Below are 22054 nucleotides of genomic sequence, written 5' to 3'. Positions count from 1 at the left end.
GCCCTACCCTCGCCGATCCAACAGATTCACCACCAACCGATCAATCCAGCCCCACACCCGCTGCTTGACCCGCCGCCACAACGGCCGCGACTTCCATGCTTCCAGGCTCACGGCCTGGCTCTTGGCAAAATCGCGTTCGAAACTGCCGGCCACGGCCAGCGTCAATTGCGGGTCCAGCGCTTCCAGGTTGGCTTCCAGGTTGAAGCGCAAATTCCAGTGGTCGAAATTGCACGAGCCGATGCTCACCCAATCGTCCACCAGCACCATTTTCAGGTGCAGGAAGCACGGCTGGTATTCGAAAATCTGCACACCGGCGCGCAACAAACGCGGGTAATAACGGTGCCCGGCGTAGCGCACGGAGGGGTGATCGGTGCGCGGGCCGGTGAGCAGCAAACGCACATCCACCCCACGCCCGGCCGCGCGGCGCAAGGCACGGCGCACACTCCAGGTCGGCAGAAAATACGGCGTGGCCAGCCAGATTCTTTGCTGGCCGCTGTTCAAGGCGCGGATCAGAGACTGCAGGATATCGCGGTGCTGACGCGCGTCGGCATAGGCGACGCGCCCCAGGCCTGGCCCGGTGGCCGGCACCTTGGGCAGGCGCGGCAAACCAAAATGGGTAGCGGGCTTCCATTCTCGGCGAGCGGCATTGGCGTGCCATTGCCGCTCGAACAGCGCTTGCCAGTCCAGCACCAACGGGCCGCTGATTTGCACCATCACTTCATGCCATTCGGCCGTGTCTTGCCCTGGCGTCCAGAATTCATCGGTCACGCCGGTGCCGCCGACCACGGCAATGCTCTGGTCAATCAGCAACAGCTTGCGGTGGTCGCGGTAAAGATTGCGCATCCAGCGCCGCCAGCTCAGGCGATTATAGAACCGCAGCTCCACACCCGCGTCGGTCAGGCGCTTACGCAAACTCAGGGTAAACGCCAGGCTGCCGTAATCATCAAACAAACAGCGCACCCGCACGCCGCGCTCGGCGGCGAGTACCAGCGCCTGCACCATGGCGTCGGCGCAGGCGCCGGCTTCCACCAGGTACAACTCCAACTCGACTTGCCGCTCAGCGCGGGCAATGCCCGCCAGCATCTGCGGGAAGAAACGCGGGCCGTCGATCAGCAACTCGAAACGGTTGGCGCTGCGCCACGGGAAGACTGCGCCGCTCACGTCAGCGCGCCGTAAAAATCAGTACCGCACCCACCGGCACCGACAAACTGATCGACTTGAGCCCCGCCGCTTTGCGCAAGGTCGCCACGCCCGGCGCCAGGTCAAAATCTTCGGCATGCAACACCACCGGCTCCAGGGTCACCACCTGAAAGCGCCGGTCATCCAGGCGCGTGGCCAGCAGTTCGGCGCTGTAGGTCTGAGTCTTGCCGTGCAACGTCACACTCAACGGCAGGCGCAATTCCAGCTGCGCGCCGGGGGCCAAATCGTTGATGGGTTGCAGGTTGATTTGCGCAGTGATCAGCGCTTCGGGGAAGGTCTTGATGTCGAACAGGTCATTGCGCATGCGCTCATCACGCAGCGGGATGCCGCTGTTGATCGACTCCACCTCCACTTCCAACTGGGCCGCGCCCTGGCTGTCGACCTTGCCGTGCAACACCAGAAAGCGATGCACTTCTGCAATTTCGGTGTTCTTGGTGGTGACGAACGACAGGCGTGAGGATTCGTTATCCAGATACCAGTCGGCATGGGCAGGCAGAGCTGCAGCCGTCAGCAGCGTGAAGGCCAGGGGTTTGACGTTGAACATAAAGACTCGTGAGGCAAAAAACCTGGACGAACCTTAACTGTGCCGGGTGCCGGGCGCAATGTAACTGACAAAGCCGATCAAGGTGGGAGCTGGCTTGCCTGCGATAGCGACAGGTCCGTCAACATTTCTGTCGCCTGTGCCGCCGTCTTCGCAGGCACGCCAGCTCCCACAGGGAATTTGGGGTGTGTCAGGGATTCAGGCGGCAGCCTTGGCGATCACCCATCCAGCGCGCCGTATGCGTGCGCCCCAACCCACTGGCCGTCACTTCACTGCGCTCCGGGTTGTCGTTGAACGCGCTGGTCGGCACGTACTGCTTCACATACCCCAGGCAATACTCGGCCGGATAGTTCTCCACATACCGGCACGAGCAATATTCCTTGGCGGTGTACGCCGCGATGATGTCGGGGAAGGCTTGCAGGTTGACGCGCTCATGCCAGACCCAGCCCAGCAACGCGAGCAACAGCAGTAGAAACAGGCTGATGAACGGGTGTCGACGAATCATGGTTGCACCGCCGCGAGCACGCGCTTGAGCAGTTCGTTGTGGCGGTAGCTGCCATCGCGGTCGTCGCCGTAGCGCACGATCACCAGGTGTTCATCGGGCATCACAAACAGCGCCTGGCCCCAGTGGCCGAGGGCTGCGAAGGTGTCGGCCGGGGCGTCGGGCCACGGGCGGGGCGCGCCTTGTACTTCGCGGTTCAGCCACCACTGGCCGCCGGGTACGGCTTCGTCCTGGCCGGCTTTGTAGTTGTCGAAGGGTTGGCGGTTGAAGGCGACCCACTCTTCAGGCAGCACTTGCTGCGCGCCCCAGCGCCCATCGCGCGCCATCAGCAGACCAATGCGCGCCAGGTCGCGGGCGGTGAGGTAGGCGTAGGAGGACGCGACGAAGGTTTCGTCGGCGTCGTTTTCCCAGGTGGCGTTGTGAATGCCCAGCGGCTTGAACAGCGCGTCCCACGGGTAACTCATATAGGCCTTGTGGCCGAGCATGCCTTTGAGGGTGGCGGAGAGGATGTTGCTGTCGCCGCTGGAGTAACGGAAGGCTTGGCCCGGTGCCGCTGCGGCCTCGGTGTCGGCGGCAAACTCGGCCATGTCGGCGCGGCCACGGGTGTAGAGCATCGCCACCACTGAGGATTTCAGCGGGGCGTATTCGTAATCTTCCTGCCAGTCCAGGCCCGAGGCCCAGTGCAGCAGGTCGGCCATCGTCACCTTGGGGTGCTGCTTCATCGGCGGGTAAAAGCGTGCGGCGGGGTCGCTAAGTTTGAAGCGATTTTCGCCATAGGCCACACCGAGCACGGTGGCCATCAGGCTTTTGCTGATCGACCAGGTCAGGTGCGGCGTGCTCGCGGTAGTGGGTGCGGCGTAGCGTTCGTAGATGACTTCGCCGTCACGGATCACCAGCAGCGCGTCGGTGCGAATGCCTTGGCGGGTGGCGTCGTCACGGGTTGGGAACGCATAGGCAGTCAGGGCATCGACAGCGGGGCCGGTGAGTGCTGTGCCCTGGGCCCAGTCCTTGTCAGGCCAGGTGTCGGCGTGGGCGGCAACGGTGACGAACAGCAGGGCAACGCACAACAAGCCTCGGACCATGGACGCGAACTCAAGGGGGCATTCAAGCCCGCGAGCCTAGCCCAGGCGCATGACAGATTGGCGACATCAACGGCTGTCATCTAAGCGTCACCGTAACTTCATGGCGCTGACACCGAGCCTACATAGCCTGAGTTTGGACAAACAAGTCGACCGGCCGGAACGTGGCTGGCACTCGGAGATTCGCCATGACTCAGATCGCCCGCATCAGCGACACCGGCAATGAACGCCGCCTGCAAGCCGAACGCCTGATTGGCGCCAAGGCGTTGCAGGAAGCCCAGGCCCTGCGGTTCAACGTGTTCAGCGGCGAGTTCAACGCCAAGCTGAAAGGCGCGGAACTGGGTCTGGACATGGATGACTATGATGTTCACTGCAGCCACATCGGCGTGCGGGATTTGAACAGCGGTCGATTGGTCGCCACCACCCGTTTGCTCGACCACCAGGCCGCCAGCACCCTGGGCCGGTTCTACAGCGAAGAAGAATTCAGCCTGCATGGCTTACTGCACCTGCAAGGCCCGATCCTGGAAATCGGTCGCACCTGCGTCGACCCGGCCTACCGCAACGGCGGCACCATTGCCGTGTTGTGGGGCGAGTTGGCGGAAGTCTTGAACCAGGGCGGCTACAGCTACTTGATGGGCTGCGCGAGCATCCCGATGCACGACGGCGGCATCCAGGCCCACGCGATCATGCAGCGCCTGCGCGAACGCTACCTGTGCAACGAACACCTGCGCGCCGAGCCGAAAAAGCCACTGCCGGCACTGGACCTGCCGTCCAACGTGATCGCCGAAATGCCGCCACTGCTCAAGGCCTACATGCGCCTGGGTGCGAAGATCTGCGGGGAGCCGTGCTGGGATGAAGATTTCCAGGTGGCCGACGTGTTCATCCTGCTCAAGCGTGACGAGCTGTGCCCACGTTACGCCCGCCACTTCAAGGCGGCCATGTAATGGCCCGCCTGCGCGTGTACGGGCGCATCGCCCGGGTGCTGCTGGTGGTCGCACTGGGGCTGAGCATGGCCAGTGTGTTTGGCGTGTTCGAGCGTTTGGGCGTGGCCAACTCGATGGTGCGCCGCCAGCGCTGGTCGCGATTCTTTATGGCGCGGCTGACCCGTGCCCTGCCCTTTCGCGTGACGGTGTACGGTGAGTTGCCTAAAACGCCGATGCTGTGGGTGAGCAATCACGTGTCCTGGACCGATATCCCACTGCTGGGCGCTGTGGCGCCGATGTCCTTTTTGTCCAAGGCCGAAGTGCGCACCTGGCCGGTGGCCGGCTGGTTGGCGGCCAAAGCCGGCAGCTTGTTTATCCGCCGGGGTTCGGGCGACAGCCAATTGATCCGCAAGCAGATGACCCGTCACCTGGCGCAACAGCACCCGCTGCTGATGTTCCCCGAAGGCACTACGACCGACGGGCGCAGCCTGCGCACTTTCCACGGGCGGTTGCTGGCCAGTGCAATTGAAGCCGATGTGTCGCTGCAACCGGTGGCCATTCGTTATCTGCGTGATGGGCAAGTGGACCCGCTGGCACCGTTTATTGGTGACGACGATTTGCTCTCGCACCTGATGCGCCTGTTTTCCAACGACCAGGGCGATGTCGAGATTCATGTGCTGCAGCCGATTGCGTGTGCTGGGCAGGAACGCGCAGCGCTGGCGTTCCAGGCGCAGCAGGCGGTGCAGAAGGCGTTGTTTGGGCCGTTGCCGGAGGCTGAGCAAGTGGATGCTCGACCTGCTTTTGCTGCCTAAAGCGGGCACGGTCAACCATGTGGGAGCGGGCTTGCTCGCGAATGCGGTCTGTCAGCAACAAATATGCTGACGGATACACCGTATTCGCGAGCAAGCCCGCTCCCACATGTTTTAGAGCTCAGTGGTCAGATGGGCTCGTGCAAATTCCTGCAACTCGGGGTAGAACACCCGAAAGTCCTCACTCAACGGCTCATACAACACCCGCAACTCCTGCATGGCATGCCTCAATTCCTCGGGCTGGGTAAGACGCCGTGAGATCCCGCGCAACACCTGTTCCATCACCGCGAACTCGCGGTACGAACCCAACCAATCATCCGCCGCCATATAGGGTGCGATCTGCGCCAGCCGTCCCGGCAACTGCGGCTCGGCCGCCAGCACGCGGTACACCTGCGCCGTGAAGCGCTCCAGCGGCTGGTCGGCATACCGCGCCCAGTCCCGCGCCAGGCAGTGATCGAAAAACACATCCAGGACAATCCCGGCGTAGCGCTTGCGGGTCAGGCTGAAGCGTGACAACGCCTCGCCTACCAAGGGGTGGCTGTCGGTGAAGCGATCGATGGAGCGATGCAACTGGATCGCCGCTTCGATTTGCGGGCTGAACTGGCCCTGCAGGCGGCCTTTGACGAAGTCGCCATAGAGGCTGCCCAGCAATTGCGCAGGAAGTTGGCCGCCCAGGTGCAGATGTGCGAGATAATTCATGGCGCGCAGTCTACCACTGCCCTCCATGTATCGTTATAACCCGATATACCGAAATAGCCGGTCTTAAGACCAAAAGCATATTGGTGTATCGGGATGTAACGATTTAAAGTTCGCCTCATCGCGATATAACGTTTTACGAAAACGAGCCTCTGCCATGTCCATCGACCTCGACGAAATAATAAAAGCCCTGGCGCACCCAGTACGACGAGACATCCTCACCTGGCTGAAAGACCCGAAAGTGCAGTTCCCCGAGCAATTGCACAACCACGAATACGGCATCTGCGCCGGGCAGATCGACCAGCGCTGCGGCTTGTCCCAGTCGACCGTGTCGGCCCACCTGGCAACCTTGCAACGGGCGGGTTTGATCAGCAGCCAGAAGGCCGGGCAGTGGCACTTTTTCAGACGCAATGAGGAAGTGATCCAAGCCTTTCTCACGGCGCTTATTACAGAACTCAGCGCACCGGCGCTGTAACAAGGAAACGCAAATGCCCCTCTCGCTACTCATACTGGCCCTGAGCGCCTTCGCCATCGGCACCACCGAGTTCGTCATCATGGGCTTGTTGCCCGATGTGGCGGCGGACCTTGGCGTGTCGATTCCCGGCGCCGGCTGGCTGGTCACCGGCTACGCCTTGGGCGTGGCCATCGGCGCACCCTTCATGGCACTGGCCACCGCCAAACTGCCGCGCAAGGCTGCCCTGGTCGCGTTGATGGGCATCTTTATCATTGGCAACCTGCTCTGCGCCCTGGCCAGTGACTACAACGTGCTGATGTTTGCCCGTGTGGTCACCGCGCTGTGCCACGGTGCGTTCTTTGGTATCGGTTCAGTGGTCGCCGCCAACCTGGTGCCGGCCAACAAGCGCGCTTCGGCAGTGGCCTTGATGTTCACCGGCTTGACCCTGGCCAATGTGCTCGGCGTGCCGCTGGGTACCGCGCTGGGCCAGGAAGCCGGCTGGCGCTCGACCTTCTGGGCCGTGACGGTGATCGGCGTTGTGGCGCTGATCGGCCTGATCCGCTTTCTGCCGGCCAAGCGTGACGAAGAAAAACTCGACATGCGCGCCGAACTGGCCGCCCTCAAAGGTGCCGGTATCTGGTTGTCGCTGACCATGACCGCGCTGTTCGCCGCCTCCATGTTCACCCTCTTCACCTACGTCGCGCCGCTGCTGGGCGACGTCACCGGCGTGTCGCCCAAAGGCGTGACCTGGACCCTGCTGCTGATCGGCCTGGGCCTCACCGTGGGCAACATCATCGGCGGCAAGCTGGCGGACAAACGCCTGGCGGCCACCTTGATCGGTGTGTTCATCAGCATGGCGGTGGTGTCCACGGTACTGACCTGGACCAGCGTCGCGGTGATCCCGACCGAGATCACCCTGTTCCTGTGGGCCACCGCCTCGTTCGCCGCCGTGCCGGCGCTGCAGATCAACGTGGTGACTTTCGGCAAGGCCGCACCGAACCTGGTGTCCACCCTGAATATCGGCGCCTTCAACATCGGCAACGCCCTCGGCGCCTGGGTCGGCGGCAGTGTGATTGCCCACGGTTTCGGCCTGACCAGCGTGCCGTTGGCGGCTGCGGCCCTGGCGATCCTGGCCCTGCTGGTGACCCTGATTACTTTCCGTCAGAGCGGCGATACCGACCTGGCCCCTGCGACCAACTGATCAATCCACTTAAAGAGAAGGGTGTTATCCCATGACGACTATTTTCGATCCGATCAAACTGGGCGACCTGCAATTGTCCAACCGCATCATCATGGCGCCGCTGACCCGCTGCCGTGCCGATGAAGGCCGCGTACCCAACGCGCTGATGGCCGAGTACTACGTGCAACGCGCGTCTGCCGGGCTGATCCTCAGCGAAGCCACCTCCGTGACGCCGCTGGGCGTGGGCTACCCGGACACGCCGGGCATCTGGTCCAACGACCAGGTTCGCGGCTGGGCCAATGTGACCAAGGCCGTGTACGGCGCGGGCGGCAAGATCTTCCTGCAACTGTGGCACGTCGGCCGCATTTCCCACGAGTCGTACCTGAACGGCGAAACCCCGGTGGCACCGAGCGCGATCCAGCCCAAGGGCCACGTTAGCCTGGTGCGTCCGCTGGCCGACTACCCGACGCCACGCGCGCTGGAAACCGCTGAAATCGCCGATATCGTCGACGCTTACCGCGTCGGCGCCGAAAACGCCAAGGCCGCAGGCTTTGACGGCGTGGAAATCCACGGCGCCAACGGTTACCTGCTCGACCAATTCCTGCAAAGCAGCACCAACCAGCGCACCGACAACTACGGCGGCTCCCTGGAAAACCGTGCGCGCCTGCTGCTGGAAGTGACCGACGCCGCCATCGACGTCTGGGGCGCCGGCCGCGTGGGTGTGCACCTGGCACCGCGTGCCGACTCCCATGACATGGGCGACGACAACCTGGCCGAAACCTTCACCTACGTCGCCAGTGAACTGGGCAAGCGTGGCATCGCGTTCATCTGCTCGCGCGAAAAAGAAGCCGGCGACAGCCTCGGTCCACAACTGAAAAAAGCCTTCGGTGGCCCGTACATTGCCAACGAACGCTTCACCAAGGACAGCGCCAACGCCTGGCTGGCCTCGGGCAAGGCAGACGCGGTGGCCTTCGGCGTACCGTTTATTGCCAATCCGGACCTGCCGGCCCGCCTGAAGGCCGACGCGCCGCTGAACGAAGCGCACCCGGAAACCTTCTACGCCAAGGGCCCGGTCGGCTACATCGACTACCCAACCCTGGCGCTTTGATCGTCTGAAACGCAAAAAGCCCCGGTTCGCAGGAACCGGGGCTTTTTACTGCACGCTGGAATACTCAGCGATCTGAATGTGGGAGCAGGCTTGCGTGGGAGCTGGCTTGCCTGCGATAGCAGCGTTGCGGTGCGTCTGGCGGACCGAGGTATCTGCATTGCGGGCAAGCCCGGCTCCCACACAAGCCGCCACACCATCTTGATTTGCGCCAGCTTTGGAAACATTCCTTCACAGGCTTGCAACAATATTGCTACAAAATACTTAGGCGGCTACCTATCAACCGGCCGCCAGCCCGTATATAAAGTCACCCCACCCTTCAGGCGCAAGGACGATTGACTGTCTCTCGTCTTTACTGTTGACACAACTGGACGCAATTACGCATTTTGTCTTAATTGCGCAGGCTGGGGCTCAGGCGCAGCATGTCCAGCCCTGCATCAACCCAGCGCTCAGCCTCTTGATGCAATTGAAAGCTGTCGGGCACCAGAAGCCATTGGCCGATCAGCCCATTGATGTAGGCATGCATGCACACCGCACCACGGGTGGTGTCGAGATTTTCCGGAAGCTGCCCGCGATGGACCGCGTTACGCAATGTCAGGCCGATACGCAGGTTGCATTCCAGGCTATGGGTCTGGCGCTGGCGACGCATGTCACACATTTCATCGGTGAACTCGCACTTATGAAACAAAATCTCATTGATGCGCCGGGTTTTCGGGTCCAGGGCCACCTGATGAAACAAATGAATCAGCAGCTTGCGCATACAGCCAAGCGGGTCGACTTCATCCTCGCTTTCGCTCGCCCGGGCCAGTTCGTCCAGGGGTTCGTGCAGCGTGTCCAGCAATGCCTGGAGCAAATCGGACTTGTTGCTGAAATGCCAGTAGATGGCACCGCGCGTCACACCGGCCAGCGCCGCGATGTCCGCGAGCGTCGTGCGCGCAACGCCGCGCTCGTAAAAGGCCTGTTCAGCGGCTTCGAGAATCTGGCTGCGCGTTTCCTGAGCTTCCTCTTTGGTGCGACGAACCATGGCAGTAAAACCTCAATCAGAACACTTGGGACTATCGGTAACGCAGCTTTAATAGGCGGTAACGATCATCTGAATAATTGTGGGACGACACCGTCATGGGCGCCGAACGTACTAAAATCGAGGCTTTTGGACATGCTTTGTCAACATTCCGCGAAGCCTGTCAAGAGTTTACAAACAACCATGAACGTAAGTATATTGCGTAGCAAGCTACTTATCTACTCACAGCTTGTTTTTTACCCTTCCACACTTCTTGTGCGCATTCTGCGCGCCTGACCCGAGGATCTTCATGCAACTTAAGCCAGCTGTTACCGCTCTGGTCACTGCCGTCGCCCTGGCATCGCTGCTCAGCGGATGTAAAAAGGAAGAAGCGGCTCCGCCCGCTCAAACCCCTCAGGTCGGCGTGGTCACCATTCAACCGCAAGCCTTTACCCTGACCTCCGAATTGCCGGGGCGTACCACCGCCTTCCGCATTGCGGAAGTTCGGCCTCAGGTCAACGGCATCATTCTCAAGCGCCTGTTCAAGGAAGGCGCCGACGTGAAGGAAGGGCAACAGCTCTACCAGATCGACCCGTCGGTGTATGACGCGACCCTGAAAAGCGCACAAGCCAGCCTGACCCAGACCAAGTCCATCACCGACCGCTACAAGCAGTTGGTCGATGAGCAAGCCGTCAGCCGCCAGGAATACGACACGGCCGTCGCCAACCGCATGACTGCCGAAGCAAACGTTCAAACCGCCCAGATCAACGTGCGCTACACCAAAGTGTTCGCGCCGATCTCCGGGCGAATTGGCCGTTCTTCGGTCACCGAAGGCGCACTGGTCAGCAATGGCCAGGCCGATGCCATGGCCGTCATCCAGCAACTGGACCCGATCTACGTCGACGTCACGCAGTCTTCGGCTGAAATGCTGAAACTGCGCCGTGACCTGGAAAGCGGCCAGCTGGAAAAAGCCGGCGAAAATGCCGCCAAGGTCAAGCTGACCCTGGAAGATGGCAGCGCCTATGGCCAGGACGGCAAGTTGGAATTCTCTGAAGTGTCGGTCGACCAGACCACCGGTTCCGTGACCCTGCGCGCCGTGTTCCCGAACCCTGATCACACCCTGCTGCCGGGCATGTTCGTCCACGCCCAGCTGCAAGCCGGTGTGAACAGCAAGGCCATTCTGGCCCCGCAGCAAGGCGTGACCCGTGACCTCAAGGGCATCCCGACTGCGCTGATCGTGAACAAGGACAACAAGGTCGAGCAACGTCAGCTGGTCGCCAACCGTACTGCCGGCGCCTACTGGCTGGTGGAAAAAGGCCTGGACGCCGGTGACCGCGTGATCACCGAAGGCCTGCAATTCATCAAGCCGGGCATCGAAGTCAAGGTCAAGGACGCAGACAACGCCAAACCCGCCGGCACTGCCGCAGCGCCTGCTGCCGATGCTGGTAAAGGGGAGTAATCCATGTCGAAATTTTTTATCGACCGTCCCATTTTCGCCTGGGTAATTGCCCTGGTGATCATGCTGGTCGGGGCACTGTCGATCCTGAAGTTGCCCATCAACCAATACCCGGCCATTGCGCCGACCGCCATCGACATCCAGGTGACCTACCCAGGCGCGTCCGCACAAACCGTGCAGGACACCGTGGTGCAGGTCATCGAGCAACAGCTCAACGGTATCGACAACCTGCGTTATGTCGCCTCGGACAGTAACTCCGACGGCAGCATGACCATCACCGCGACGTTCAACCAGGGTACCAACCCGGACATCGCCCAGGTTCAGGTGCAGAACAAGCTGAACCTGGCGACCCCACTGCTGCCGCAAGAAGTGCAGCAGCAGGGTATCCGCGTGACCAAGTCGGTGAAGAACTTCCTGATGGTGATCGGTCTGGTGTCCGAAGACGGCAGCATGACCAAGGACGACTTGTCCAACTACATCGTGTCGAACATCCAGGACCCGATCTCCCGTACCGCCGGTGTGGGTGACTTCCAGGTGTTCGGTTCGCAGTACGCCATGCGTATCTGGCTCGACCCGGCCAAGTTGAACAACTACCAGCTGACGCCGGTGGATGTCAGCAACGCCATTCAGGCGCAGAACGTCCAGGTGGCCACCGGTCAATTGGGCGGCCTGCCTGCCCTGCCCGGCACTCAGCTGAACGCCACCATCATCGGCAAGACACGTCTGCAATCGGCCGAAGAGTTCGGCAAGATCCTGATGAAGGTCAATGCCGACGGCTCGCAAGTTCGCCTGGGTGACGTTGCCCGTATCGAACTGGGTGGCCAGAACTACAGCATCAGCGCGCAGTTCAACGGCAAGCCGGCCTCGGGTATGGCGCTCAAACTGGCCGCCGGTGCCAACGCACTGGACACCGCCAAGGCGATCCGTGCCACGGTTGCGTCCCTGGAACCGTTCTTCCCGCCTGGCATGAAGGCGGTGGTGCCGTATGACACCACGCCGGTTGTGACCGAATCGATTTCCGGTGTGGTTCACACCCTGGTCGAAGCGATCGTGCTGGTGTTCCTGGTGATGTTCCTGTTCCTGCAGAACTTCCGCGCCACCATCATCACCACCATGACCGTACCGGTGGTATTGCTGGGCACCTTCGGGATCCTCGCGGCATTCGGTTTTACCATCAACACCCTGACCATGTTCGGCATGATCCTGGCCATCGGCTTGCTGGTGGACGACGCCATCGTTGTGGTGGAAAACGTCGAGCGGGTAATGGCCGAGGAACACCTGTCGCCCAAGGAGGCGACGATCAAGTCCATGGGCCAGATCCAGGGCGCCCTGGTCGGTATCGCGCTGGTACTGTCGGCGGTACTGCTGCCAATGGCGTTCTTCGGGGGCTCCACCGGTGTGATCTACCGGCAGTTCTCCATCACGATTGTTTCGGCGATGGCGTTGTCGGTACTGGTTGCGCTGATCTTCACCCCGGCCTTGTGCGCCACTATGCTCAAGCCGATCGATCCGGAAAAGCACGGCCAACCCAAGCGTGGTTTCTTCGGCTGGTTCAACCGCACCTTCGACCGTGGCGTACTGAGCTACGAGCGCGGCGTGGGCAACATGATCAAGCACAAGCTCCCGGCATTCCTGGTGTATGCGCTGATCCTGGCCGGCATGATCTGGATGTTCACCCGCATTCCAAGCGCGTTCCTGCCCGACGAAGACCAGGGTGTGATCTTTGCCCAGGTGCAGACGCCGGTTGGCTCTTCGGCCGAACGCACGCAAAAAGTCATCGACGATATGCGCGCCTACTTGCTCAACAACAAGGAAGGCGAACCAGGCGAAGGCAAAGGCGTTCAATCGGTGTTCACCGTGAACGGCTTCAACTTTGCCGGTCGTGGCCAGAGCTCTGGCCTGGCGTTCGTCATGCTCAAGTCGTGGGACGAGCGTGACTCATCCACGTCGGTGTTCGAGATTGCCAAGCGCGCCCAAGGCTACTTCTCGCAGACGTTCAAGGACGCCATGGTGTATGCCGTCGTTCCACCGTCTGTACTGGAGCTGGGTAACGCCACCGGTTTCGACGTGTTCCTGCAAGACCAGGGCGGCGTTGGCCACCAGAAGCTGATGGATGCGCGCAACCAGTTCCTGGGTGCGGCGGCACAAAGCAAGATCCTGGCGGGCGTGCGCCCCAACGGCGTGAACGACGAGCCGCAGTACGAGCTGTCGGTCGACGACGAAAAAGCCAGCGCCCAAGGCATCAGCCTGTCGGACATCCAGCAGACCCTGGCCATTGCCCTGGGGGGTAGCTACATCAACGACTTCATCGACCGTGGTCGTGTGAAGAAGGTGTATGTGCAGGGTGACGCGGCCAGCCGCATGTCTCCGGAAGACCTGGATAAGTGGTACGTGCGCAGCACCTCCGGGAAGATGGTGCCACTGTCGGCCATCTCGTCGGGCAAGTGGATCTACGGTTCGCCGAAGCTCTCGCGCTACAACGGTGTAGCGGCAATGGAAATCCTCGGGACTCCAGCGCCTGGCTACAGTACCGGTGACGCGATGGCGGAAGTCGAGCGCATCGCCAAGGATCTGCCGTCCGGTATCGGTTACTCGTGGACCGGCCTGTCGTATGAAGAACGTCTGTCCGGCTCCCAGGCACCTGCGCTGTACGCCCTGTCGCTGCTGGTGGTGTTCCTCTGCCTGGCAGCGCTGTACGAAAGCTGGTCGATTCCAATCGCGGTGATCCTGGTGGTGCCACTGGGTGTGATCGGTGCATTGATCGCCACCAGTCTGCGCGGCCTGTCCAACGACGTGTTCTTCCAGGTGGGCTTGCTGGTGACGGTGGGTCTGGCAGCGAAAAACGCCATCCTGATCGTGGAATTCGCCAAAGAGCTTCACGAGCAGGGCAAAGGTATTGTCGAGTCGGCCATCGAAGCCTCTCGTATGCGTCTGCGTCCGATCATCATGACGTCCATGGCGTTCATGCTCGGCGTATTGCCGCTGGCCATCTCCTCGGGCGCAGGCTCAGGCAGCCAGCACGCGATCGGTACCGGCGTAATTGGCGGTATGATCACCGCCACCGTCCTGGCGATCTTCTGGGTGCCACTGTTCTTTGCAACCGTGTCGTCTGCTGGCGAGCGCAACAAAAAGACGGACACTACTGAAACTCCTAAAGAGGCTGGCCAATGAGCAAGTCGCTACTTTCCCTAGCCGTCACGGCATTCGTGCTCAGTGGCTGCTCGCTGATACCTGACTACCAGCGCCCTGAAGCGCCGGTCGCAGCGCAGTACCCGCAGGGGCCGGCGTATTCGTCGGCCCAGGCGCCGGGCCAGGCCGCTGCCGAGCAGGGCTGGAAGCAGTTTTTCCATGACCCGGCCCTGCAGCAGCTGATCCAGACCGCGCTGGTCAACAACCGTGACCTGCGTGTCGCGGCCCTGAACATCGATGCCTATGCGGCGCAGTACCAGATCCAGCGCGCCGACCTGTTCCCGGCCATCTCGGCCACTGGCAGCGGCAGCCGCACACGCACCCCGGCCAAGTTGTCGCAGACCGGCGAAGCAGGCATCACCAGCCAGTACTCGGCCGGCCTCGGCATCAGCTCGTATGAACTGGACCTGTTCGGCCGCGTGCGCAGCCTCAGCGAAGAAGCACTGCAGAAGTACTTCGCCACTGAAGAAGCGCGGCGCAGCACCCAGATCAGCCTGGTGGCCAGTGTGGCCAACGCCTACCTGACCTGGCAGGCCGACAAGGAACTGCTCAAGCTGACCCAGGACACCCTCGGTGCCTTCGAGCAGAGCTACAAGCTGACCTCGCGCAGCAACGAAGTCGGCGTGGCCTCGGCCCTCGACCTCAGCCAGGCGCGCACCTCGGTGGAAAACGCGCGGGTGCAACTGGCGCGCTATACACGCCAGGTGGCCCAGGACGAAAACAGCCTGACCCTGCTGCTCGGCACCGGTCTGCCGGCCAATATCGCCAGCAAGCCGCTGTCGGATGACCTGCTCAGCGAAGTGCCAGCCGGGTTGCCATCGGACCTGCTGCAACGTCGTCCCGACATTGTGCAGGCCGAGTACAACCTCAAGGCCGCCAACGCCAACATCGGCGCGGCGCGTGCAGCGTTCTTCCCGAGCATCAGCCTCACCGCCAGTGCCGGTACTGCCAGCCCAACTTTGGGCGGCCTGTTCAAAGGCGGTTCGGGCACCTGGTCGTTTGCTCCGCAGATCAACATCCCGATCTTCAACGCCGGTAGCCTGCGCGCAAGCCTGGACTACTCGAAGATCCAGAAAGAGATCAACGTGGCCAACTACGAGAAGGCCATCCAGACCGGCTTCCAGGAAGTCTCCGACGGCCTCGCCGCGCGCGCGACTTACAAGCAGCAACTGGACGCCCAGCGTGGCTTCGTCGCGGCCAACCAGGATTACTACCGCCTGGCCGAGCGTCGCTACCGCATTGGTGTCGACAGCAACCTGACGTTCCTCGACGCCCAGCGCCAACTGTTCAGTGCCCAACAATCGCTGATCACCGACCGTCTGGCGCAGCTCAACAGCGAGGTCAACCTGTACAAGGCCCTCGGTGGTGGCTGGAACGAGCAGACCGCGAAGAACGAGCCTGTGAAAGAAGAAGCACCGGCACTGAAGTTGTTCTGATCGTGCTGCTGTAAATAAAACCGCTTCCCTTACCGGAAGCGGTTTTTTTTGCCGCTTCATTAAGCACCGTGAATCAAAGGTGGGAGCTGGCTTGCCTGCGATAGCGGTGTGTCAGCCACACCTGTACTGACTGACCCGCCGCTATCGCAGGCAAGCCAGCTCCCACAGAAAAGCAAAACAGAAGCGGTGTGCCAGTCGACCTAAAGGGGGAGCTGAACTCGGTTAAATTGTGGGAGCGGGCTTGCTCGCGAAGGCGGTGGGTCAGTTAAAAATGAGCTGACTGACACACCGCATTCGCGAGCAAGCCCGCTCCCACATTTGGACCTCATCACCTCAGGAGGTCTTCTACTGCTTTGTTTTTGCTGTGCTTTTACCTCTGCCAACTCAAGCCCACTGTACTGTGCTTTTTATTTTGATCTGGCAGGCCCCGCGCATTCCCGACCCCACACGGCGACCCGCATCAAGTCTCGCACCTTGCTTTCTGCGGAACCTTTCAGGGTAAAATTGGTTACAGATTCTTACAGACCACAAAGGGAGCTTGTCGTAATGATCGTAGGAATCGACCTGGGCACAACCAACAGCCTGTCCGCTGTGTGGCGCGGTGACGCTGCCGAAATGGTGCCCAATGCCCTTGGCCAGTTGCTGACCCCGAGTGTGGTCGGCCTGGATGACCAAGGCCGCATCCTGGTGGGCCAAGCCGCCAAGGAACGCCTGCACACCCACCCGCACCTGACCACCTCGCTGTTCAAGCGCTACATGGGCAGTGCCACCGAAGTGCGCCTGGGCGACCGCTCGTTCCGCCCCGAAGAACTCTCGGCGCTGGTGCTCAAAAGCCTGAAAGAAGACATCGAGCGCACCTACGGCCAAAGCGTCACTGAAGCCGTGATCAGCGTGCCCGCCTACTTCAGCGACGGCCAGCGCAAGGCCACGCGCATCGCCGGTGAACTGGCCGGGCTCAACGTTGAAAAACTCATCAACGAACCCACCGCCGCTGCCCTGGCTTACGGCCTGCACCAGCGTGACAAGGAAACCTCGTTCCTGGTGTTCGACCTCGGCGGCGGCACCTTCGACGTGTCGATCATCGAGCTGTTCGACGGCGTGATGGAAGTGCGCGCCAGCGCCGGCGACAACTTCCTGGGCGGCGAAGATTTCGACACCTTATTGCTCGAACACTTTGTCGACAGCCAGCGCAACGCCCAGGGCTTCCCGCCCACCAGCACCGTGCTGCAAGCCCTGCGCCGCGAAGCCGAGCGCGTGCGCAAAGCCTTGGGCCAGGACGACAGCGCCGAGTTCGCCCTGCGCGTTGACGGCCAGCAATGGGTCACAACCATCACCCAGGCTGAACTCGCCAAGCTCTACACGCCCTTGCTGGAGCGCCTGCGCGCGCCGATTGAGCGCGCCCTGCGTGACGCACGGATTCGGGTCGGCGATCTGGATGAAATCCTGCTGGTCGGCGGCACCACGCGCATGCCGCTGGTGCGCAAACTGGCCGCCGGCTTGTTCGGACGCTTCCCGTCCATCAGCCTCGATCCGGACCAGGTGGTCGCCCACGGCGCGGCGATTCAGGCAGCGCTCAAGGCCCGTTCGGCAGCGCTGGAAGAGATCGTGCTGACCGACGTCTGCCCCTACACCCTGGGCATCGAAACCTCGAACCAATATGGCGGCCATATCGAAAGCGGGCATTACCTGCCGCTGATCGAGCGCAACAGCAGCGTGCCGGTCAGCCGGGTCAAGAGTGTGGTCACCCTCCACGACGACCAGAGCCGCGTGCTGTTGAAAATCTATCAGGGCGAAAGCCGTCTGGTGAAAGACAACATCGAACTGGGCCAGCTGGAAATTCCCGTGCCCAAGCGCAAGGCCGGCGAAGTCTCGCTGGATGTGCGCTTTACCTACGACAACAACGGCTTGCTTGAAGCCCAGGTGAACATCCCGCTGACCGGCGAGCAGCACTCACTGGTGATCGAGAACAACCCGGGCGTGCTCAGCCCGCAGGAAATCCAGCAACGCCTGCAAGCCCTGGCGCTGTTGAAGATTCACCCGCGCGACCAGCAGGTCAACACCGTGCTGACCGCCCGCCTCGAACGGCTCTACCAGGAAAACCTCGGCGAGTTGCGCGAACAGCTCGGGCACTGGGCCGCGCAGTTCCAGCAAGTGCTCGACACCCAGGACGAACGCCGCATCCGTGAGGCCCGCAGCGAACTCACCCGTCAACTAGAGCAACTCGACAACGGGTTCTGGCGCTGAGGGAGAACGACATGGACTGTTGGGCAGTGTTGCAACTGGCGGACGACGCCGACGAGCGCACCATCAAGCGCACTTACGCGCGGCTGCTCAAAAGCTGCCGCCCGGACGATGACGCCGAGGGTTTCCAGCGCCTGCGCGAAGCCTATGAACAAGCGCTGCATATCGCGCGCTGGCGGGCCGAGCATGAGGACGAAGAGGTCGAAGTCATCGACGCACCCGTGGCCGAACTGGCCGACGGCAACCCGCATGAATACGCGGAGTTTGACGATACTCGCCCCGTCAGCCCTGCCCTGTTCGACCTGCCGCCCGAGCAGACGCGCGCGCAAGCGCTGATCAACGGGCTGGGCGCTCACACCCTCGATGAGCGCTGGGAACAGGCCCAGCATCAACTCTGCGCCGATGCGTTTCAGGCAGCTCTGCTGCGCCACTGTTTCGATGCCCCCGGTGAGCGTGCGGCAATTGCCGCCTGGGCGGTGGAGCACTTGGAATGGCTGACGCCCTGGCAGCGTGTGGCGATGAGCCCCTGGCAACATGAGGCGCTAAGCGGCGAACTGCTGCAGGCTTATCGGCAGGCGCTGCAGGAACAGCTGGAGCAAAAGGCCGAGCGCGAGTTCATCAACCAGCTCAAAACCTACAACCAGCAACCCTGGCTGCGCGTGTTCGACCTGCAACAACAATGGCAGCGCATCGTCCTGCAACTGCTCCACGACACCACGTGGAGCGTGCCGTTGTTTGAGCGCGTCTGCCAGGTCTTTGGCTGGGATGACCAGAAAGGCATGCACCCCGAGCCCGAGTGGATGTGGCGGGGCCTGGTTGAACGCTGCGAGCAGGAGAGTTTCTACGACACCCTGCTGGAAAAAGCCCAAAACGGCCCGCGCAACGCACCCGACACCTTGCCCGCACGCGTGCTGCTGACGCAGATGCCGACCGCCGAACAGCACCGTTTGATGTCCCAGTTTGGGGATGACCAGTGGAACGCGTGCCAGCAACTGTCGCAAAAGTTTGCCTGGCGCTACCCGTCGTTACTGGAACGCCTGCCGCAACCCGATGTATTTTTTTGGCGAAAATTTTTGCCGCGCCCGGTCTCCGAACAAACCTGGGGCAGAGTGTGGGGCGGGCTGGCCATTGCTACGTGCGTGGCTTCCATTCACCTGAAAAAAGGGCCGGTGCCGCTCGAACTCTTCATGTTCATGTTGATGACCTTCCTGCCGACCGTCGTCGCCATGCGCCTCACTCAAGGCTGGGCCGCCATCACCTCGCGTTTGCTCGTTGCCGGCTTATGGCTGAGCGAGAGGCTGTTGCCCCAACGCTTCAACCCCCGCCAATACTGGTTGGTACTGCGCCACGGTATTCCGCAAGTGGGGATGCTGTTGATGTTCGGCTTTTTGCTCGGGCTGATGGGCATAGTGACGTACCTGGGCATGGTCCTGATCCACTTGTTCAGCCACCGGCGCATGGGCTCGGTCGACGAATCCTTCAATGCCAAATGGCCGTGGATCAGCGGCCTGCATTGGAGTTACTGGAGCCCCTGGCAACTGGTGTTCCTGGTGGTCATGGTGGTACTGACGCTCGCGTGCCAGCTATACCTGCCAGCCTTCCCTTTGACCCGCCTGGTTGAATCTCGACTGTAACCGTCACAAGGGCGGGCAGCCCATGCAGGGATGCCCGTCAACTTGCGTTCGATCATCGCCCGCAACCCGCCCTGCCCCACTTTCATCGCGCCCACACCGCCCCGCACCATGGCCGGCACCTGCATAACCCCAATAACAACAGGTCCAACACCATGAGCACTTTGCACCCCCGCCAGCTGTGGCTGGCGACCGCTGTCGCCAGTCTTGCCCTCCCCGTCGTCGCTGAAGAACACGGCTTTCTCGAAGACGCCAGCGCCAACCTTAACCTGCGCAATTTCTTCTTCAACCGCAATTACACCAACCCGACCAAAGCCCAGGGCGGCGCGCAGGAATGGACGCAAAGTTTCATTCTCGACGCGCGGTCCGGCTTCACCCAGGGCACGTTGGGTTTCGGCGTGGATGTGCTGGGCCTGTACTCACAAAAGCTCGATGGCGGGCGCGGCACCGGTGGCACCCAGCTGTTGCCACTGGACCACGACGGCCGCCCGGCCGATAACTTCGGGCGCCTGGGAGTGGCGTTCAAGGCGCGGCTTTCCAAGACCGAAGTGAAGGTCGGCGAGTGGATGCCGGTGCTGCCGATCCTGCGCTCCGACGATGGCCGTTCACTGCCGCAAACCCTGCGCGGCGGGCAGATCACCTCCAGGGAAATCGACGGCCTTACGCTTTACGGCGGTCAGTTCCGCGCCAACAGCCCACGCGATGACAGCAGCATGACGGACATGTCGATGTTCGGTAAAACCGCCTTCACCTCCGACCGCTTCAACTTCCAGGGCGGCGAATATGCGTTCAACGACAAACGCACCCAGATCGGTGTGTGGAATGCCCAGCTCAAGGACATCTACCGCCAGCAGTACCTCAACCTGATCCACAGCCAGCCCGTGGGTGACTGGACCCTGGGCGCCAACCTCGGGTTCTTCTACGGCAAGGATGACGGCAGCGCCCGCGCCGGTGACCTGGACAACAAGACCTGGTCCGGCCTGTTTTCCGCGCGTTACGGCGGCAACACCTTCTACGTCGGCCTGCAAAAACTCACCGGCAACAGCGCGTGGATGCGCGTCAACGGTACCAGCGGCGGCACCCTGGCCAACGACAGCTATAACGCCAGCTACGACAACGCCCAGGAAAAGTCCTGGCAGGTGCGCCACGATTTCAACTTTGTCGTGCTCGGCCTGCCGGGCCTGACCCTGATGAACCGCTATATCAGCGGCAGCAACGTGCACACAGGCGCCATCACCGACGGTAAGGAGTGGGGCCGTGAGAGCGAACTGGGCTACACCGTGCAAAGCGGCGCCCTCAAGGATTTGAACGTGCGTTGGCGCAACTCCAGCATGCGCCGCGACTACAGCAACAATGAGTTCGACGAGAACCGCTTGATCGTCAGTTACCCGATCAGCCTGTTGTAGGCGTCTGTCAGGGCGAATGGCAGCCGCGACTTGATTGATCGCGGCTGTTTTTCAGCAAGTTGCCTCAATGGGAGCGGGAACGTTCACCGCTACTGCCTCGACTGACCGCCACCGGCGCCTGCGCTACTCACGCGGGCGCGGCAATGGCGGCGAAGCCCCGAACCCCTTACGCCTGAAGACAGCCCCGTCCCTTCAAGACAGGCGGCACGATTTACCGCTGATGACAGCCGCGCTCATGCTGTATCGTGCACGCGCCCATCACCCGGCACAGGGACTCAACGACACGGATGACCAGCTCTGAACCCAGGCCGCCATGAAATACCTGATTGTCATTCTGTCGATTCTGCTCAGCGGCTGCATCGGCGCGCCTATCGCGCTGACGCCGCAGACCGAGCAACGCCTGCAAGCCCAGGCGCCGATCCGTTTCCTGCTGACCTTTGATGACGGCCCCAGCGCCTCGGGCTACAACAACCCCAGCCGCTCGGTGGTGGCTGACCTGGCGAATAACCCGGTATTGCCGGGCATCAAGGCGGTGTTCTTCCTGCAGACCGAAGCCTCCCGCTCAGGCGGCAGCCCGCGGGGCCGCAAGACCATGGTGCGTGAGTACGCGGCGGGTCACGTGCTGGCCTTCCACACCGCCACCGGGTTTCACACCAACCACCGCTGGTTGAGCGACGCCGAGCTTGAAAGCACCCTCAGCCAGGGCGCGGCCGATATCGCCGCCATCACCGGCGCCTCACCCGCGCTGGTACGTCCGCCCTTCTGGAACTACGACAAGCGCACCTTCGCCGCCTACCAGCGCCACGGCATGCACGTATTGCTGACCGACCTGAGTGCCAATGACGGCAAGATCTGGGGCTTCAACGGCAGCCCACGGCGCCGAGCGAATTTGTATCGGCAGCTGTCGGTGGTGCGCGAGCGTATCGCGCTGGGCGAGTTACCGACAGTGGACGGCGTGATACCGGTGGTCGTGACCTTCCATGACATCAACCGCTACACCGCGCGGCACCTGCAGGAGTACTTGCAGATCCTGATGGACAGCGCTCGAATCAACGGCATGAAGACCGCGGCCGAGCCGTTCTACACCGACCGTGCCACGCTGGAACGCGCGGCGCTGGCGCGCACGGTCAAGGATGTGAATGAACGGGTGCACCTGCCGGGAGTGTGGAACTGGATATGGGATGCGGATTCCCACTGAAACCAATG

Annotated in this window: 18 protein-coding genes; 12 read left to right on the top strand and 6 right to left on the bottom strand. The window is 61.8% G+C overall.

All coding sequences use genetic code 11. The features are described from left to right. Positions 1-3 precede the first annotated feature (3 nt). The 4 genes from AACV02_RS08490 to AACV02_RS08475 form a co-directional block, all read right to left on the bottom strand. On the bottom strand, positions 4-1161 hold the full coding sequence (locus tag AACV02_RS08490; protein ID WP_106577063.1) for a phospholipase D-like domain-containing protein: 1158 nt from the start codon (positions 1159-1161) through the stop codon (positions 4-6). Position 1162: 1 nt separating this feature from the next. Continuing rightward, positions 1163-1744, bottom strand: coding sequence for a YceI family protein (locus tag AACV02_RS08485; protein ID WP_119738894.1), 582 nt, complete (start codon positions 1742-1744; stop codon positions 1163-1165). A 187-nt stretch (positions 1745-1931) separates the two neighbouring features. Next, entirely contained in the window at positions 1932-2246 is a 315-nt protein-coding gene (locus AACV02_RS08480; RefSeq protein WP_119738891.1) for an amidase, read from the bottom strand. Next, a complete protein-coding gene (locus AACV02_RS08475) occupies positions 2243-3325 on the bottom strand; it encodes a serine hydrolase domain-containing protein (RefSeq protein ID WP_119738889.1) in 1083 nt (360 codons plus the stop codon). The genes AACV02_RS08480 and AACV02_RS08475 overlap by 4 nt, the downstream gene beginning before the upstream one ends. 185 nt (positions 3326-3510) lie before the next feature. Here AACV02_RS08475 and olsB point away from each other — a divergent pair, with 185 nt between their 5' ends. Together olsB and AACV02_RS08465 are read left to right on the top strand one after the other, a co-directional pair. After that, complete coding sequence (gene olsB, locus AACV02_RS08470; protein ID WP_119738887.1) at positions 3511-4266, top strand: L-ornithine N(alpha)-acyltransferase; 756 nt, start codon at positions 3511-3513, stop codon at positions 4264-4266. Next, on the top strand, positions 4266-5057 hold the full coding sequence (locus AACV02_RS08465; RefSeq protein ID WP_119738885.1) for a lysophospholipid acyltransferase family protein: 792 nt from the start codon (positions 4266-4268) through the stop codon (positions 5055-5057). The genes olsB and AACV02_RS08465 overlap by 1 nt, the downstream gene beginning before the upstream one ends. 111 nt (positions 5058-5168) lie before the next feature. Here the strand turns inward: AACV02_RS08465 and AACV02_RS08460 are convergent, their stop codons facing one another. After that, entirely contained in the window at positions 5169-5753 is a 585-nt protein-coding gene (locus AACV02_RS08460) for an acyl carrier protein phosphodiesterase (RefSeq protein ID WP_119738883.1), read from the bottom strand. Between the two features lie 154 nt (positions 5754-5907). Here AACV02_RS08460 and AACV02_RS08455 point away from each other — a divergent pair, with 154 nt between their 5' ends. Genes AACV02_RS08455 through AACV02_RS08445 form a run of 3 tightly spaced genes read left to right on the top strand, consistent with a single transcriptional unit; the run spans position 5908 to position 8492 of the window. After that, positions 5908-6225: an ArsR/SmtB family transcription factor gene (locus AACV02_RS08455; RefSeq protein WP_106577070.1), complete on the top strand. Its 318-nt coding sequence runs from the start codon at positions 5908-5910 to the stop codon at positions 6223-6225. A 13-nt stretch (positions 6226-6238) separates the two neighbouring features. Then, entirely contained in the window at positions 6239-7405 is a 1167-nt protein-coding gene (locus tag AACV02_RS08450; RefSeq protein ID WP_119738881.1) for an MFS transporter, read from the top strand. Positions 7406-7436: 31 nt separating this feature from the next. Next, positions 7437-8492 (top strand): alkene reductase, encoded by a 1056-nt coding sequence (locus tag AACV02_RS08445; protein WP_119738879.1) that lies wholly within the window; start codon positions 7437-7439, stop codon positions 8490-8492. Positions 8493-8880: 388 nt separating this feature from the next. Here AACV02_RS08445 and AACV02_RS08440 read toward each other — a convergent pair whose 3' ends face one another. Further along, positions 8881-9513 carry a TetR family transcriptional regulator gene (locus AACV02_RS08440; protein ID WP_106577073.1) on the bottom strand — a complete coding sequence of 211 codons (633 nt, stop codon included), beginning with the start codon at positions 9511-9513 and terminating at the stop codon, positions 8881-8883. Positions 9514-9799: 286 nt separating this feature from the next. On the opposite strand from AACV02_RS08440, the gene AACV02_RS08435 reads away from it, so the two are divergent. The 7 genes from AACV02_RS08435 to AACV02_RS08405 all read left to right on the top strand — a co-directional run bounded on the left by AACV02_RS08435 (position 9800) and on the right by AACV02_RS08405 (position 22046). Next, positions 9800-10948, top strand: a complete 1149-nt coding sequence (locus AACV02_RS08435; protein ID WP_119738874.1) for an efflux RND transporter periplasmic adaptor subunit — start codon at positions 9800-9802, stop codon at positions 10946-10948. A 3-nt stretch (positions 10949-10951) separates the two neighbouring features. After that, positions 10952-14116, top strand: a complete 3165-nt coding sequence (locus AACV02_RS08430) for an efflux RND transporter permease subunit (protein ID WP_119738872.1) — start codon at positions 10952-10954, stop codon at positions 14114-14116. Beyond that, positions 14113-15570 (top strand): AdeC/AdeK/OprM family multidrug efflux complex outer membrane factor, encoded by a 1458-nt coding sequence (gene adeC, locus AACV02_RS08425; protein ID WP_119738870.1) that lies wholly within the window; start codon positions 14113-14115, stop codon positions 15568-15570. The genes AACV02_RS08430 and adeC overlap by 4 nt, the downstream gene beginning before the upstream one ends. Before the next feature lie 546 nt (positions 15571-16116). After that, complete coding sequence (locus tag AACV02_RS08420; RefSeq protein WP_119738867.1) at positions 16117-17814, top strand: molecular chaperone HscC; 1698 nt, start codon at positions 16117-16119, stop codon at positions 17812-17814. Positions 17815-17825: 11 nt separating this feature from the next. Continuing rightward, a complete protein-coding gene (locus AACV02_RS08415) occupies positions 17826-19445 on the top strand; it encodes a J domain-containing protein (protein WP_119738865.1) in 1620 nt (539 codons plus the stop codon). Positions 19446-19597: 152 nt separating this feature from the next. Then, a complete protein-coding gene (locus AACV02_RS08410) occupies positions 19598-20848 on the top strand; it encodes an OprD family porin (protein WP_119738861.1) in 1251 nt (416 codons plus the stop codon). Between the two features lie 313 nt (positions 20849-21161). Further along, positions 21162-22046, top strand: coding sequence for a polysaccharide deacetylase family protein (locus tag AACV02_RS08405; protein WP_119738858.1), 885 nt, complete (start codon positions 21162-21164; stop codon positions 22044-22046). The last annotated feature ends 8 nt before the right edge of the window (positions 22047-22054 follow it).

This window comes from Pseudomonas sp. Larv2_ips (assembly GCF_963879675.1).
Taxonomy (GTDB): domain Bacteria; phylum Pseudomonadota; class Gammaproteobacteria; order Pseudomonadales; family Pseudomonadaceae; genus Aquipseudomonas.
The sequence above is the reverse complement of the archived record's forward strand: the minus strand, read 5'-3'. Positions and strand labels throughout refer to the sequence as shown.